Here is a 15247-nt window from a genome sequence, read left to right on the forward strand (position 1 = left end):
TCGGTGGCTCCACCTCCCCTCACCGTTGGTGTGGGGGGTCTTTTCCCCCCGCGATGAGGCCGTCAAGGCCGTAAAAAAGCGAGGATACTCAGCATTCCTCGCCTCAGTGGCAAATGCCGATTTGTATCAAGCCTTTGCTGCCAACAACGCCTCAAGCTTTTCCTGGTCCCGGGCAAACTGGCGAATACCCTCGGCCAGCTTCTCGGTAGCCATGGCATCTTCGTTGGAAGCCCAGCGGAACTGCGCCTCGCTCAGGTGTTGGCGGGCTTCACCCTTGTTGCCCGGTTTGAGGATGCGGGGCAGCTCGCCCTGGTCTTCACTTAACTGCTGCAGCAGTTCGGGGCTGATGGTCAGGCGGTCGCAACCGGCAAGTTGCTCGATCTGGCCGATATTGCGGAAGCTCGCGCCCATGACCACGGTGTTGTAGCCGTTGGTCTTGTAGTAGTCGTAGATTCGCGTCACCGACTGCACGCCCGGGTCTTCGGCGCTCACGTATTCCTTGCCGGTGGATTTCTTGTACCAGTCGTAGATACGGCCCACGAACGGCGAAATCAGGAACACCCCGGCGTCGGCGCAGGCCTGGGCCTGGGCGAACGAGAACAGCAGGGTCAGGTTGGTCTGGATGCCTTCCTTTTCCAGTACTTCGGCGGCGCGGATGCCTTCCCAGGTCGAGGCCAGTTTGATCAGCACACGGTCGCGGCCGACACCGGCTTGCTCATAGAGCGCGATCAACTGCCGAGCCTTGGCCAGCAGTGCGGGCTGGTCGAATGACAGGCGCGCGTCGACTTCAGTAGAGATACGCCCCGGAATCACCTTGAGGATGCCAGCGCCCACCGCCACGGCAAAGGCATCACAGGCAAGGCCGGCATCGCCCTTGCTGTGTGCGACCGATTGCTGGAGCAGCTCGGCATAGCCGGGCATGGCGGCGGCCTTGAGCAGCAGGGAAGGGTTGGTAGTGGCATCGACCGGTTTCAGACGGCTGATGGCATCGATATCACCAGTGTCGGCAACCACAGTGGTGAACTGCTTGAGTTGTTCCAGCTTGGAGGTCATGGGCGTGCTCTGTCCTGTGCAATGGATCGACATTACCCGAGCGCTGCCAGCCGCTCAAGGGCTGGCTGGCAGGCGGGGCGAAGGGATAAGCCTTCGAGTGTCCAGAGGCGCACAGGTTCCGGCGCTAGCGACCCTGCAGCAGCTCGCCGGCCTGGTCGAGCAGGGCCAGTGGATCCTTGCTCTTGTGGATGTCCACCGAGAGCAGCTGACGGAACTTGCGCGCGCCCGGGAAGCCCTGGCCGAGGCCGAGAATATGACGGGTAACATGGTGCATGGCGCCGCCGGAGGCCAGATGCGCGGCAATGTAAGGGCGCAGCTTGGCCAGTGCCTCACTGCGACTGATCACCGGCGCCTGGCTGCCGAACAGCTGCTGGTCGACCTCGGCCAGCACATACGGATTGTGATACGCCTCACGCCCGAGCATCACCCCGTCGAAGGTCTGCAAATGCTCCTGGCACTCGGCCAGGGTCTTGATACCACCGTTGAGGATGATCTCCAGATCCGGAAAATCCGTCTTCAACTGTGCGGCGACGTCGTAGCGCAGTGGCGGAATCTCGCGATTCTCCTTCGGCGACAGCCCCTCAAGAATCGCGATCCGCGCGTGCACGGTAAAACTGCGGCAGCCGGCGTCGCGCACCTGGCCGACGAAATCGCACAACTCGGCATAGCTGTCGCGGCCGTTGATCCCGATACGGTGCTTGACCGTCACCGGAATCTGCACCGCATCCTGCATCGCCTTGACGCAATCGCCCACCAGCGCCGGATGGGCCATCAGGCAGGCGCCGATCATATTGTTCTGCACCCGGTCGCTCGGGCAGCCGACGTTGAGATTGACCTCATCGTAACCGGCATCCTGCGCGAGCTTGGCGCATGCGGCCAGATCCGCCGGTAAGCTGCCACCCAGTTGCAAGGCCAAGGGGTACTCGGCCTCGTCATGACGCAGGAAGCGCCCGGCATCGCCATGCAGCAGGGCGCCGGTGGTGACCATTTCGGTATAAAGCAGGGCATTGCTGGAGAGCAGGCGCAGGAAGAACCGGCAGTGGCGGTCAGTCCAGTCCATCATGGGTGCAACCGAGAACCGTCTACTTATAACGCCTTGATTTATAACGGTTTTTCTATCGTTGAAATTCACTAAAATGCCTTCGTGTGTAGCTTCGTTGCACACGCGGTGTGCATGAGGTGTGTGTGCAGCGTATTATTCAGGTGTCTAGGACTGAACACGGATTGCACACGATGGCGAGTATTGTAAGGCTTCCGAGCGGCAGCTGGCGCGCTCAGGTGATGAGAAATGGCGTGCGCAAGGGAGAGACCTTCAAGAAGCATGCTGATGCCAAGCGCTGGGCAGCTGAAATGGAGAGCAAGCTAGAGAGCATCAATGCCATTGGGACAGCTAAACCCCCAAAGGGATCGACATTCGCTGACTTCATTGACAAGTATGTCGAAGAGACAGATCCGGTGAAGCCGCATGGTAAAAATAAGAAAGCAACCCTGGTAAGGCTGAAGTCCGAGTTCAAGGGTGTGCTCATGTCGGATTTCTCAATCCTTCACCTTCGTGAGTTCGTCGACAGGCGAGTGAAGACAAAAACCCAGGCTGGCACCACCGTTTCCGGCGTCACTATCGCTGTTGATCTCTCGTATATTTCCACGATCCTGCACTGGGCTCGTGACGTTAAGCATTACGATGTGAATGCAGGCATTGCGAACGAAATTCGAGGGAGTCTTGCGCGAAGGGGAATCAGCACTAGAAGCAACAGAAGGGAGAGAGAGGCAACCGAATCTGAGCTTGAGAAGATCTTCGAAGCTTATGAAGCCAAGGGCTCACGACTACAAATTCCAATGCCCCATCTGATAGCGTTTGCACTGGCATCCGCGATGCGCCAGGAGGAGGTGTGCTCGATTCTGATCGAAGACATTAACTACGAAGACAAGACAGTCGTAATCAGAAACAGAAAGCACCCCCAGGAAAAACTAGGGAACGACCAGACGGTGCCACTGCTTCCAGCAGCCTGGGACATTGTTATGACGCATGTTGGTGAACGTAAGAAAGGGCGAGTATTCCCGTTCAATCAGAGATCGGTTAGCTCATCTTTCACCAGGATTTGCCAGAAGTGCGAAATCGAAGACCTGCATTTCCACGATTTGCGGCATGGAGCTATTGGTAAGCTCTTTACCGTGGGGCTTCGGATCGAGCAAGTGGCGCTGATCTCCGGTCACCGCGATTGGGCAATGCTCCGGAGATACACGCATATCAAAGCCAAGGACGTGCAGAAGGCGTTCAGCGACCTGCTTGGTGTTCAAGCAGCAAAGAGCCTTCCAGCAGATTAAATCGACCGAAGGATGGCCTCTCTGCTCTTTTGCTTAGTCAACGACCGCAGGTGCTCCTTAACGTCGTTAATGTCGTAAAAATATGCTGATCCGAAGCGAGTGTAGCTGGGGCCGTTTCCTCGCTTCCGCCAGTCCTCCACTGTGGATGGCTTGACCATTGCCAGTAGTGCGAGCTGCTCTTCAGTCATAAAACCCAAACCATTAGCCAGGCTGTCACGAGTAGCTGTTTGAACGGCAGCAAGCTCCATCATTGACTGACCACTTTCCGCAACCTTCCTGTGAGAAACTCACTTACTGCTTGGATGGGATAGAAGAACTGATTGCCGACATGGGCGTAGATCGGGCCGGTTCCATGACGGCGCCAATTTTCGAGCGTGGTTCTCGTAACCTTGAAGACGCCAGTCATGTCTTCCTCGGTCAAAAAGCCCATTTGTTGTACGATTTCCTTTTGCATATCTAAAAGCTCAGCAGCGCTCGTCATCTTGACTGTCAGCACCACCACTACACCGTTGGAGCGCCAGGTATCATTCCAGGGAGCTCACTCAAGCTGGCTCGCTTGTGTCAATACATGAGAAATGTTTTCCCAGTGTCCGTCAAGGCGCAACCTGCACTTTATTAAACAGTCTACGCAGGGCATACCCTTAATCAAAGTATTCTTAAACTATACTCTGATAGCCTTAGTGTTAATCCTGCGCGCATAAAAAAGCCCCGCCGGGAGAGAGACCGAGCGGGGCTAGTGGGCAAACCAAGAAGGAAAAGGAGTTAAACTTCAAGGCATGACTAATGATACCACATTCTTTTAGTTTGTGTGGCTTGTTGACAAATGTAAGTCACCGATTTCGTTCTGCGCAGGGAATCCGTTAGTTCCAGGGTTTTGTTTAATTCTTGCAAGAACTATATGGCCCTCCGCTTTAATCAAGTCCATCAGTTGTTGCATATCCGTTTTGGTGGCTTTGGCGATTTTGTCTTGTATTGATTTACTAATTTTGATTGCCGTTGGGTGGTTGCCGTCGCCATAAAACCTGTGCCAAAAGTGTCGTCCGGCGTGCTCACCTGACATTACCTGCATTTCAACTAGCGCTGATTGTCCTCCTTTTTTGGTTGGTTGGTTTTTGACAGACCTGAACTTGACCATCGCGTCGTGGGTTGGCATCGGCTCTCGGGATTGTGCTTTCGCGTCAACGATCTTGATGTCGTCTTGTTTGCGGAATTTGCGCTTTAGAGAATTTATGTGTGACTTCGCGAAGATCTTGCAAGAACGCCATGCTGCGGCTTCCTCGGTCTCACCTGGGCGTGGACGGTTACGGGTGTATTGTCTGTCTCGGAAATATCCATCTCCAGCGTGCTCAGTGTTATCGAACTCAAACAATCGCTGAGCAATTTCGTCTTCCGTTGACGAGGTGATCATGCCACCAACAATGCGGTTGAGCTGATAAGACCTTCCTCTTGCACCTGTCCCACCTGTGGCTTTACGAGGAGCGCCAGGCTTGTATTCGACATCAAGGCCATAGGTCGACTGATGCAGCTTGTAGTCGTCGACATCGGCTGGGTTTCCGGGGTTATAGAAGCTGATAGCGAACTGCTTGCGCTCAGGATGCGCTGTGTACACATAGAAGCAGTGCGACAAGCTCTTCCAGCAAGGGTCTAGCGCCCGGAGCATGCGTCCTCCCAGGAACTCGTCAATCTGCTCAAGGATGGCAGCGTAGATCGTGTCGTGCTCTTCAGGGAAAACCGGGCGCGAGGGCTTCAGGATGATTCGGAAGCGTGGGGCTTCAGGGGCGTGCGAATGACTGGTGTATACGACGTGCTCAAGACATAGGTCGATCAGGGCATCTTCAACTTCTTCGAGCTGAATCATGTCGTCGTCATATCCCTCTCCCAGCTTCTGATCTACATCGAAGACAACCAGCGTGGAATTGATCACGTTTTCGGCGTGGCGTACCGGAACACGAAAGTTAGCAGGTACGAAAGTCTGAGCGCGTTCTTTATCTGCAAGTACAAGTGGGCTTGCGAAGCTCTTCTCAAAAAGCTCATGCAGATTGCTGACTTTAGATGATGTCAGGGTGTTAGTTGAAGCCCAGGATTGCGTTGAGTAGTTAATCATTTCACTCTTCCTTTTTAATGAGTCTTGCGCTCATCTGTATCTATTAAACAAATGGAGCAAAGGGCCGTGCAATACCTTCGTGCAATAAAATATTTTGGTTGGGTCTTGAATGGGTCTTCAGGTGTTCATTGCTGGGTCATTAGTGTTTATTTCAATTAGGGTGTTGACCGAGCGGTTCCTCTGAATCAAAGATATAGTCCTGTTGCTCCGGGGCACCCCACCTACCCACTCTTTATTTAAGAAAGAAACATGGATTGAAAGAGTAGATGGGGTGGTTCCCACTCCTTTGATTCAGAGAAACCTGAAGTGCGACAGTTGAAGAGTTTTACGTATACCCGACTTAATTACTTTACCTAACTCTCGACAGGGGGATTGCGGCACTGCTTGCTCATTTTCAATACTAGATTCATCGGAGTGTGAGAGCTCCAAAAAAGAAAAGGAATGCAATATGAACAACGCATCAAAAACTGTAGTTATCGAAAACAACAGAGAAGCCCTTGCAACTGCTCTTGAGCTGAGAGAGTACGCGAACACTACTCGACTCATGTCAATCGAGGGCAACGTCCTCAACGCCATTTCAGTTGCTTATAAGACAGCATCAGGACTCCACAGCGCGAATGACGGCCAGATCACGAAGTCGATTTACACGATGTCAAAAATCGCAATCGCTCTGATGATCGTTAAAGCCGACAGCAGCGACAAGGCACTCGACGCAGCCGCGTTTGAGATCGCTCGTGATGTATTTGTCTCCGGCAAAACCCAGGAGAAAGCCCAGGCTCTCGCTGAAGCAACAGGACGCACTCAAGACGCTTGCGAGGCTCTCATCACCAGCAAACTCGCAGTCTTGACCGACAGGATGAACACCAAGACAAACCCCCTGAACGACGCCGGGGTGAGTATTGAAAGCATGGAAGCAGTTCGTGATGAGTTTCTGAGGGGTGGCGGCAAGGTTCTTGTATGTGCAGGAACAGGCTCCGGCAAGTCGACGCAAATCAACGAACCCGTCTTGAAGGCATACCTCGCCGCAGGCAAAAGAGTCCTCGTGATCTCTCACAGACGATCAATCAACAAAACCCTGGCAAACCTACCCGGCATCGTCAGCTACGACGAGTGTGACCAACCTGAAGTCCTGCTCAACGCGAAGGGCCTGAAGATCGTCGTAAACTCTCTCAACGCCCTGAAATTCAAACGCTTCATCTCAGAAGTCGACCTGGTGGTCATCGACGAAGCTTCCCAAGTGATCTCGCACGTCCTGGGCGGTGAAGTGAAGAACCGCCAGAGCGTGTGGGAAACCTTGAATTTTGTCGTCAAAAACACGCCTAACGTCATCATGTCCGACGCTGACATCGACGCACGCTGCGCTGAAATGATCGGCGACTACAAGCTGTTCAAGAAGCCAGCTGCCCACGCTGGTATCAAGGTGCAAACCGGCGATATCAATCACGTTCGTGCACTGGCCATTGAGTCGGCATGCAGGACGAACACGCTGATCGCTTGCGATGCGGTTAAAGAGGCCTTGGCCATCGCAAAGTCGATTGAGAAGAATGGTGGCCCTGCGGTGCTGGTGATCACGGCTGGCAATGCCCAATGGCCTGAGCAAGCCGCGTTCATTGCGAACCCGAATGTAACGACTCACCAGGTCGTGATTTACAGCCCCGTCATCACATCTGCTCTCTCGATCACGTCGGGTCACTTCAAATCGCATTACGGAATATTCCAAGGCCAGGTAGTGCCGAGTGACGCGATCCAGATGCTTCGCCGTGACCGCACTGCCACGTCCTTTGTGGTCGGCATCAAACAACCCCAGTACAGCAAGTCTGAAGTTGTTGAGGCGTCGTACAAGTGCAAGCCCGTGTGCCTCGACTACCTGCTCGCGACCCTGAGCTTCAAGGAAGGCGAACGAGCTAAGGCCGAAGCTCTCGTGCGATCAGAACTCAGTGCTCTGCAGTTCCAGTTCCTGGAGTACACGCACCGAAAAAACGAAGCCTGGTTGCGCGACAACATTCAAAGCACGTTACCCGCAAGCCTCCTGGTGCGTGGATTCGCTGTCGAGATTCTGGAGCATGACGATGACCTTTCTCTGGCTGGATTCAAAGCAGACAGTCAGTCCCGCAAGGCTGTTAAGCGTGACGTAGCCAAAGGCCTCAACAACGCCGTCAAGGCTGACCCAGTGACTGCTCAGCGTGTTCAAGAGTTCGGCTCGGTAAATGAACAGGAATACATGGAGGCGTCTCGTGCAAGGGCAATTGAGGTGATGAAGGTATCGGACTTTGATCTGGATGACGCGATGATCTGGGGACATGGCGAAGGTGAATCTAAAATCATCAAATTCCGCGAGCTGATGAGCACCACTGAAGCCCTTGCCGCAACAGATGAGCGCAGCACGAAAAAGGTAATGGCTTTGCTGAAGCCAGCACTGACCGCAATGAAATCGGGCAACGGTTGGACAGGTGATCAAAGTGTCGCACTCTTCGACAGCCTGAACGCGATCCGCACTGACGTCCTCAAAACCGGCATCAGGATTAGCTCCGCCAAAAGCGACCAGGCAAAGAAAGCTGATATTACGAAGATCTTCAGTCAGTTCGGACTTGTCGTCAAAAAGCACGAGACAACAGGCAAGCAGTTCTTCTACGTGATCACTGCGAAATCCCTGGCTCAAATGACCCGCTACATCTGATGTACCAAGCGCCAAGGAAGGCGCTGCAATATACCCAATATAAATATTTTGACAAACTTGCTAAAAGCTATTGAACGGCCAAATGCTCATATTTATGATGAAAGGTATAGCAAGAATAAAAAAGGAAAGGCCATGACTTCTTATGTAGAGCTTGATATTGAAAAGCTGTTTGAGGCTGAACTCAAGAACAAGGACAGTAAACTCTGGTCTATTGTAGAGAAAAGCGTCAAGCAACACTCAGTCATTCTCAATGACGCTCCTGAGGTCTTTGACCCCGCGAACCCAAATCCTAAGCTACTTGATGAAGCCCGCATCCTTCTTCTCTCCGGAAGCAGATCTATTGATCGTAATCTTCTGAAGTACACGATTGACGAGAGCCTGCGTGCGATGGAAGGTGTTGAGTGGAATACATACAATCGACAGCGCACAGGTGTTTTGGAAGCGGGTGAAGAGATTGTCATGCTTCCGTCGGTCTATCCGGTTTACAAGCCCTACAGGTCTCACAACGAAGCTTACGAGTTTGAATTTGGTGGCCTGGTTGGGTACGAATACGAACCTGAACGATTTAAGCTCGATTACGTTATCCAGAGCACATATCAATCAGATACTAACGAAATCCTGAACAGTCGTATCGTCTGGGAATGTAAGGGCAGAATATCCACTCTTACTGACGCCAAGAAATACGTCAACTCCGCTAAGCAAAACCACGTCCATTTCATCTTCGTGTTTCAGTCAAGAGATATCACCTGTCCCTGGACATTCTCAAGGCCACCAAGAAAAGACGGCACCAGGATGACTCTCGAAGAGTGGTGCGTAAACAATGGCTTCGACTATTGCTACATGGGTGAAGTGGAAAAATTCAAGAAAACTGAACACTTCGGCTGGCTGGTTGAAAACGTCGGGAAAGGACTCAATACACTTACTGAGCAACTCGAAAGCAAAGAGCCCCTGCGGTACGACGCAAAGCCGAACAGCTACAGTCTCGCAAAGAGAATGAAGCGCAAACGCTGAAACACCAAAACTACATGACGTACAAAAAACACAGGGCCACGATGGCTCTTTTTTTTGCTTAAATTTTGCGCACAAATAAAAGCCTTATAATAGTGTTACAATAGGTGCATAAGAATAATAATAAAGAGCACGACATGCGAAAAATCTTGGGGATTGATCCAGGCAAGGATGGTGGGTTATCCGTTATCGATGAGCAATTCAACCTGATTGCGTCGATGCACATGCCAACTATAAACCTCGGCGGCGAAAAATGTCGCGTTGATCCGCGCCCCATATTTGACTTCATCACTCTTCATCAGCCTGAACTAACGGTCGTGGAGCTGGTTGGCGCTATGCCTGGCAATGGTGTTAATTCCATGTTCAGTTTCGGTGATGCGTTCGGTGTTGTCCGGGCCGTTGCTGAGTGCCTGTGCCCAGACGTTAGGTATTCAAGGCCACAAGAATGGAAGGGCTTTCAGGGGCTCATTGGACTATCTAAGCATCAAGTCGCCGAAATTGCTTACGAGATTTTTGGCGAAGAGCTTATTTACGGAAAGCCCTATAAGCGTAAAGGCGAAATTAAGCGTAGGACTTTCGATGGCATCTCCGACAGCCTGATGATTGCCAAGTACGGCGTTAGGTTTTTGGAGTGACTGATGGCGACCAAGGCACTCACGAAAAAGATCATCAGTGATCTCGAAAAGTACATCACTCAGACGACCAGTTTGAAGATCGCCTGTGGATGCGCAGGTGTGCCGTCGTCCACTTTTTATGTGTGGCAAAAGGCTGCTAAAGAGATCGAGGAAGAAGGCAAAGACGAGTCTGACTTAACCAAAGATGAGCTCTTGCTGTTGGAATTTTTGGAGCGCGTAGACCTAGCCAAGGCGAAGTCATGTAAGCCTGCTATTGATGCCGTGATGAAGGCGATCAAAGAAGGCGATGCCAACCAGGCTGCTCGTCTCCTGTCTCGTCGTATGCCGGAAGAATTTGGTGACTGGAATCGCAAAGAAGTAACTATCAGGCAAGAAGTAAGCGAAGAATCCAGCACTGGTATCGCCCTGATCCCATCCATGTCGGGCGACAACGACCTGGATCAGCTACTCCAACAACAGCAATCCGATGCCCTGTTGCTCGCAAAGACCAAGACAAGCGAGCTCAGCTGATGATCAGTCAACGCACCCCATTTGATTGCGGCATCGCCACGCTCGCGAACGCGCTGGGCATCACATACGAGCAGTCTATCGATCTTTACGGCCAGGATAAGCAACGTAACGGCGTCACGATCCAGCAAACCGCGTCGATCCTTTTCGCCCTAGGCTACGCACCCGTGTATACCGCGTTCCCAGGCTTCGTCAAAGCCAGCGGCATCAGCATGTCGACAGCCAATCCAGACATCCTTGAAACCTTCGGCCACCCCGCAATCCTGCAAGTCCTCACCCCCTCAGGCGTGATCCACCAAGTCTTCTTTGACGGCAAAAACATCCTTGACCCAGCACCCTCGGTCGATGGCCTTCGGAGCGTCAGCGAGTACGTGTGTGTCGATGCTGTGTTTGTGATCAAACAGGGGCAGGCGCTTGTGCGCAAACATGGCTCTTCCTTTGTACTGCATGCGGTACGGGAAGATGTCTTGTGATCCACAGATAGAACAAATCATAACCAAATAATAAGAACTATAAGGTTACCAAATGAACACATTAAGGGCCTGGAACGGCTTAAAGAGCAAAATCGGGAACATTATCCCTATCGCCAGGGCAGTCAGAAAAGTCGTTTGGGAGCCGATCCCAGGTGCTAATGGCGGATTGAGTTCGCAAGCAATGTTTCTCATAACCGGCCAGCCCCAAAACCTGATTAGAGAAGTGCTGGCTCACGGATCACGAGGTAGTGCTAAATCCGATTCCCTGCTAATGAGTTTCGGTCAGCACGTCGGTGGCGGGTGGGGAAGCTTTTGGCGTGGAGTCATCTTGCGCAGGCAGTTCTCTTCGCTGAAAGACCTGATAGTTAAAAGCCATCGCATTTTCCCAAAACTGTTCCCTGGGGCCACCTATAACAAGAGTAATCGAGAGTGGACATTCCCAACAGGTGAAGTTCTGATCTTCGATTACATTGAAAAACCTGAGCAGTACGAAGCTAAGTTTCACGGCCAGGAGTACAGCTTCATCGGTTTTGATGAATTGACTACTTGGGCGACAGACGAGATCTATGAGTCAATGATGTCCACGCTTCGGACGTCATATCAGCCCACCAGGGCTCAGCCTCTGATGCCACCCCTGCAGGTCAGGTCGACCACAAACCCCTGGGGCGTCGGAAAGCGCTGGGTCAAAGCCAGGTTCATCGATGGCAAAATCAGCGGTCAGATTGAGTACAAGAATGGGCAGCGGGACAAGTGTGCGATCTTTGGCACGGTGTTCGAAAACCCGCACCTTAACGACGAGTACAAAGCCTGGCTGGGGACGATCAGCGATCCGGCGAAGCGTTCATCCTGGTTGCTTGGAGATTGGGAAGCCGTCGATGACACGGCGATGTTCGCCTCGCTCTGGAAGAAGGATGTGCTGCTCATGCAGCCATTCACGATCCCCGCGCACTGGAAAGTCGAGCGCTCCTTCGACTACGGGCAATCCACGCCGTTTTGCTGTCTCTGGACTGCCGAAACCAATGGCGAATCCGTGATGATCAATGGTCGTCCGTTCTGTCCACCGAAGGGATCGATCATCGTCGTGGGTGAAGACTACGGCACTCCGCTCAACCCGGATGGTACTCAACAGAAGCGTGACCTCGGTCTATTCATGAGTGCAGGTAACATCGGCAAACGGCTCAAGCAACGTGAGCTGAAGCTTCAGGAATCGATTCTGAAAAATCACTCAAAGGTGAAGCCGGGCCCCGCTGACAATCAGATTTACAACGGCTCTAAGGTTGACCAGGGCAGCGCGCCTACGGTTGCAAAGGATATGGCTGCAGAAGGCATGACATTCGTGAACTCCGACAAGTCTCCGGGCTCAAGGGTAACGAGTGCTCAACTTATGTTTGGTCGTTTGCAAGCAACAATTGAGCAAGACCCAGGTAAGCCACACATTTACTTTTTCACCAACTGCCGGTTCCTGAACTCGTCGATTCCGGAGCTTCAGAGAGATGAAGATCAGTTGGATAGCGTGGCTAAGTGCGGGGATGACCATGCATGGGACGCTCTCGCATATCGGTTGACATGGAAGCGCCCAGTAACCTCAGTGCAGCAGGGCATACGCTAAACCAACGCGCTCATTTCACCAGGAGTGAGCGTGCGGTTATCAATCCAGAACTTTGACGACAAATGCTTTGCGATCAAACGCTTCTTCGTTTCGATGTCACTGATCTTCGATAGGAATTCATTGCGGATTTTGGTTGCCCAGCTCACCTGTTTTTCTGAGCCAGAGAGATGAGGCATTGCAGGACGCTTGGGCAGCCACTCTTTCATACGGAATGGAAGTCCTGTTTCCAAGTCTTGCCAGACGCCATTAACTTTCATTGGCATATCTGCCTGGCGATGCCATTGTCTAAAAGCGTTTATTTCGTCCATTGTTCTCTCCTTGTGTCATATATGTATTGTGCAAAAGGATCACGCAGGATTTCAAGGAGCAAACGCAAATATATTTGTAAAAACAAAGTACAATAGTTGTAGCCAAATAATAATAAGAATAGGCGCTATATATGTCAGTAAGTCAGCGCTCCATGCGCAGTCAGAAAGATTATGAGATCCGAAAGGTAATTCGCACACTTCAAGGTGGAACGGTGGCTATCAGGGCTGCTGGAGTTGAGTACCTGCCAAAAGAACCCGGTGAAACACCTGAAGCTTATAAAAGACGCTTAAACAGGTCTTTCTTAACAAACTACTTCCAGCGCACTGTTGCTAACCTGGCATCGAAACCATTCAGTATGCCGGTAGGTATCAAAAGCGAGCGCTACCCAGAGCTTGCTGCTGAGTATCTAGCCGATGTGGATGGCCGAGGCACCAGTGCCACAACTCTGGCCCATGCATGCACTGCCGATGCGGTGGCAATGGGGTCGACGTTCCTAGCAGGGGATTGCGCGGTCAACGGTGGAAGGCCTTACCTCTATCTGTTGCCTGGCGAAAACATCCTGGCTGCGCGCAAGAACGAAGATGACAAGCTCATCCATATTCGCATCCTCGAAACTGCAGTCGTCCAGGATGGGCAGTGGGGCGAAAAAGAAGTGAAGCGCGTCAGGGTGTTCGACAGGGATGGTGATGTTGTCACGTGGTCACTGTACGACGGCGAGACTGATGCCCCAATCGCCCTGGATCAACCGTTTGCTCTCAAAGAGATCCCAGTAACCCCCATCCATGCAGCCGAGGCCATTGCGTCAGATCAGTTGCAGGCTTCTCCGCCGCTGTTGGATCTGGCTTACATGAACATCCAGCACTATCAAGAAAGCTCAGATCAGTCGAACATCCTCCGCATCGCTCGTGTGCCCGTGCTCTTCGCATCTGGGGTGAGTGATGATGCTGTGATCACGATTGGCTCTGAGTATGCGATCAAAGGTGAGGCAGGCGCAGACTTGAAGTACGTCGAGCACACCGGCAATGCGATTGGCGCGGGTCGTGACTCACTCAAAGACCTTGAGACCAAAATGGAGTCTTATGGGCTTGGCTTGCTTGAAAACAGCGGTGTTGCACAGACTGCCACCGGTCATGCGCTGAGAGCCGGGGAAACGAACAACAGGATCGCGATGCTTGCGCTGAGTGTCGGGAACGCCCTTGAGGTTGGGCTGGGCTGGATCGCATATTTCAACAAGATCGCTGAGCCAGATTTTCAGGTTCATGTCGACACTGAGTATGGAATCAGCTCCACCTCCGAAGACCTCACAGCACTGGCGAACGCCCGCACGATGGGTGACCTGTCCAGGGAAGACTTCCTGCTGGAGATGAAGCGTCGGGGTACCCTGCGCAATGAGTTCAGCGTCTCAGATAATGAAGATCGCCTGTCTACCGAGCTAGCCTGATTGTCGTGGAGGGGCCGCAACCCCTCCATTCTCTCAAGTGTCGAGCATGTCCCAGTCATCACCCAGAATCCACCGAAGGGCTGACAGCTTTCCGTTGAGCATGCCCCACTCAAAATCTGTCCAGGGCCCGGTATCCTCATACTTGGCTCGTTTTTTCTCGGCAGCTGCCTTGGCCCGTACCAAAATATCCTCGTGAATCACGTTGTTACCGTACCGCTGTGTACCCGCTGGTACGATCTCGATTTCCCCTTCCTCGATTCGGTACATCATGTTCATGTGCCGGTTGTACCAAACCTTGTCGACCAGCTCGTCCATAGCCCCCAGAATTTCCTGAAGGCCACGCGTCTGATCTTCCCATGTCCACTCGTTCTCATAGTGGAATTCCTCAAGGTCTAACAGATCTTCGATTGCCGACTTCGTGGTATTGAAATACAGGGATGTTTTGCCATCAAAGATGTCTGAAAAGTCTTCGTGGGGCTGCCTGTGATCTTTGCCTGAGAAGTCAGTGACGTTGTGAGTCACGAACCTGAAGCTCTCGAAATTAGCTGCCTGCTCGACCCGGAATTCCTGGAATGCCTCGGCCAGCACCGCGTCAGCAACGCTATTCTTCTGCTTGTGGAATGGGGCTCTCTTGTCGATTGCTCGGTCGGCTGCCTTGAGCTTGGCTGCATCCGAGATTGGCGTCTGAAAAGCCAGGTCGAACAGCTTGATCACTCGGTTGACGCTGCCCTGGGTTGCCTCAGAAAGGATCGGCAGCCGGTGGTTCACATCATCAATGGTTTCCAGCGCACTGTCTTTTCCTTCACCGCCGAATGACTGGATGATGCCTTTGACAACGCGGATCTCACTAGCGATTCGCTTGCGCGTGGACTCAATGACCTTGTCTTTATTTCGCTCGAATTCTGTACGCACAAGCTCGGGCACCAGGAGCTTGATCACTCCGTCTTCGACGAGATGTTCAATGGCTGTCAGCATTGGCAGTTCTGCTTTCTGGGTCGAAATATCTAGCCAGACGCACGTGTCGAGCATTACTAAATGCATTGAAGCTCCCTTTGAGTTTGCGGATTGCTAGACTTGGCCGTGGCCGCCGCTGGATAATGGCCTAT

General features: G+C 52.4%; 14 protein-coding genes. 8 read left to right on the forward strand and 6 right to left on the reverse strand.

Annotation, left to right across the window (positions count from 1 at the left end; all coding sequences use genetic code 11):
- Positions 1-126: 126 nt before the first annotated feature.
- Positions 127-1053, reverse strand: coding sequence for a transaldolase (gene tal, locus ACO6VD_RS02260; protein WP_422416736.1), 927 nt, complete (start codon positions 1051-1053; stop codon positions 127-129).
- A 124-nt stretch (positions 1054-1177) separates the two neighbouring features.
- The gene (gene dusA, locus ACO6VD_RS02265) at positions 1178-2158 is read right to left on the reverse strand and encodes a tRNA dihydrouridine(20/20a) synthase DusA (protein ID WP_422416921.1); all 981 of its coding nucleotides are present in this window, start codon (positions 2156-2158) and stop codon (positions 1178-1180) included.
- Between the two features lie 128 nt (positions 2159-2286).
- Between dusA and ACO6VD_RS02270 the strand changes: the two genes are divergently transcribed.
- Entirely contained in the window at positions 2287-3378 is a 1092-nt protein-coding gene (locus ACO6VD_RS02270) for a tyrosine-type recombinase/integrase (protein WP_422416737.1), read from the forward strand.
- Between the two features lie 247 nt (positions 3379-3625).
- Here the strand turns inward: ACO6VD_RS02270 and ACO6VD_RS02275 are convergent, their stop codons facing one another.
- Complete coding sequence (locus ACO6VD_RS02275) at positions 3626-3874, reverse strand: hypothetical protein (protein ID WP_422416738.1); 249 nt, start codon at positions 3872-3874, stop codon at positions 3626-3628.
- Between the two features lie 303 nt (positions 3875-4177).
- Positions 4178-5482 carry a hypothetical protein gene (locus tag ACO6VD_RS02280; protein ID WP_422416739.1) on the reverse strand — a complete coding sequence of 435 codons (1305 nt, stop codon included), beginning with the start codon at positions 5480-5482 and terminating at the stop codon, positions 4178-4180.
- Between the two features lie 448 nt (positions 5483-5930).
- Between ACO6VD_RS02280 and ACO6VD_RS02285 the strand changes: the two genes are divergently transcribed.
- The 6 genes from ACO6VD_RS02285 to ACO6VD_RS02310 all read left to right on the forward strand — a co-directional run bounded on the left by ACO6VD_RS02285 (position 5931) and on the right by ACO6VD_RS02310 (position 12391).
- Positions 5931-8159, forward strand: a complete 2229-nt coding sequence (locus tag ACO6VD_RS02285; protein ID WP_422416740.1) for a DEAD/DEAH box helicase family protein — start codon at positions 5931-5933, stop codon at positions 8157-8159.
- A 132-nt stretch (positions 8160-8291) separates the two neighbouring features.
- Positions 8292-9170, forward strand: coding sequence for a hypothetical protein (locus ACO6VD_RS02290; RefSeq protein ID WP_422416742.1), 879 nt, complete (start codon positions 8292-8294; stop codon positions 9168-9170).
- A 134-nt stretch (positions 9171-9304) separates the two neighbouring features.
- Entirely contained in the window at positions 9305-9802 is a 498-nt protein-coding gene (locus ACO6VD_RS02295) for a hypothetical protein (protein ID WP_422416743.1), read from the forward strand.
- A 3-nt stretch (positions 9803-9805) separates the two neighbouring features.
- A complete protein-coding gene (locus ACO6VD_RS02300) occupies positions 9806-10312 on the forward strand; it encodes a hypothetical protein (RefSeq protein WP_422416745.1) in 507 nt (168 codons plus the stop codon).
- The gene (locus tag ACO6VD_RS02305; RefSeq protein WP_422416746.1) at positions 10312-10782 is read left to right on the forward strand and encodes a hypothetical protein; all 471 of its coding nucleotides are present in this window, start codon (positions 10312-10314) and stop codon (positions 10780-10782) included. The genes ACO6VD_RS02300 and ACO6VD_RS02305 overlap by 1 nt, the downstream gene beginning before the upstream one ends.
- Before the next feature lie 52 nt (positions 10783-10834).
- On the forward strand, positions 10835-12391 hold the full coding sequence (locus tag ACO6VD_RS02310) for a terminase large subunit domain-containing protein (protein ID WP_422416747.1): 1557 nt from the start codon (positions 10835-10837) through the stop codon (positions 12389-12391).
- Here the strand turns inward: ACO6VD_RS02310 and ACO6VD_RS02315 are convergent.
- Positions 12388-12699, reverse strand: a complete 312-nt coding sequence (locus ACO6VD_RS02315; RefSeq protein ID WP_422416748.1) for a hypothetical protein — start codon at positions 12697-12699, stop codon at positions 12388-12390. The two genes, ACO6VD_RS02310 and ACO6VD_RS02315, sit on opposite strands and share 4 nt — an antisense overlap.
- Before the next feature lie 131 nt (positions 12700-12830).
- On the opposite strand from ACO6VD_RS02315, the gene ACO6VD_RS02320 reads away from it, so the two are divergent.
- Positions 12831-14141 carry a DUF4055 domain-containing protein gene (locus tag ACO6VD_RS02320; protein ID WP_422416750.1) on the forward strand — a complete coding sequence of 437 codons (1311 nt, stop codon included), beginning with the start codon at positions 12831-12833 and terminating at the stop codon, positions 14139-14141.
- Between the two features lie 33 nt (positions 14142-14174).
- Here the strand turns inward: ACO6VD_RS02320 and ACO6VD_RS02325 are convergent, their stop codons facing one another.
- A complete protein-coding gene (locus ACO6VD_RS02325) occupies positions 14175-15182 on the reverse strand; it encodes a PIN domain-containing protein (protein ID WP_422416751.1) in 1008 nt (335 codons plus the stop codon).
- Positions 15183-15247: the final 65 nt, after the last annotated feature.

The organism is Pseudomonas sp. GZD-222 (genome assembly GCF_049310525.1).
Taxonomy (GTDB): Bacteria; Pseudomonadota; Gammaproteobacteria; order Pseudomonadales; family Pseudomonadaceae; genus Aquipseudomonas.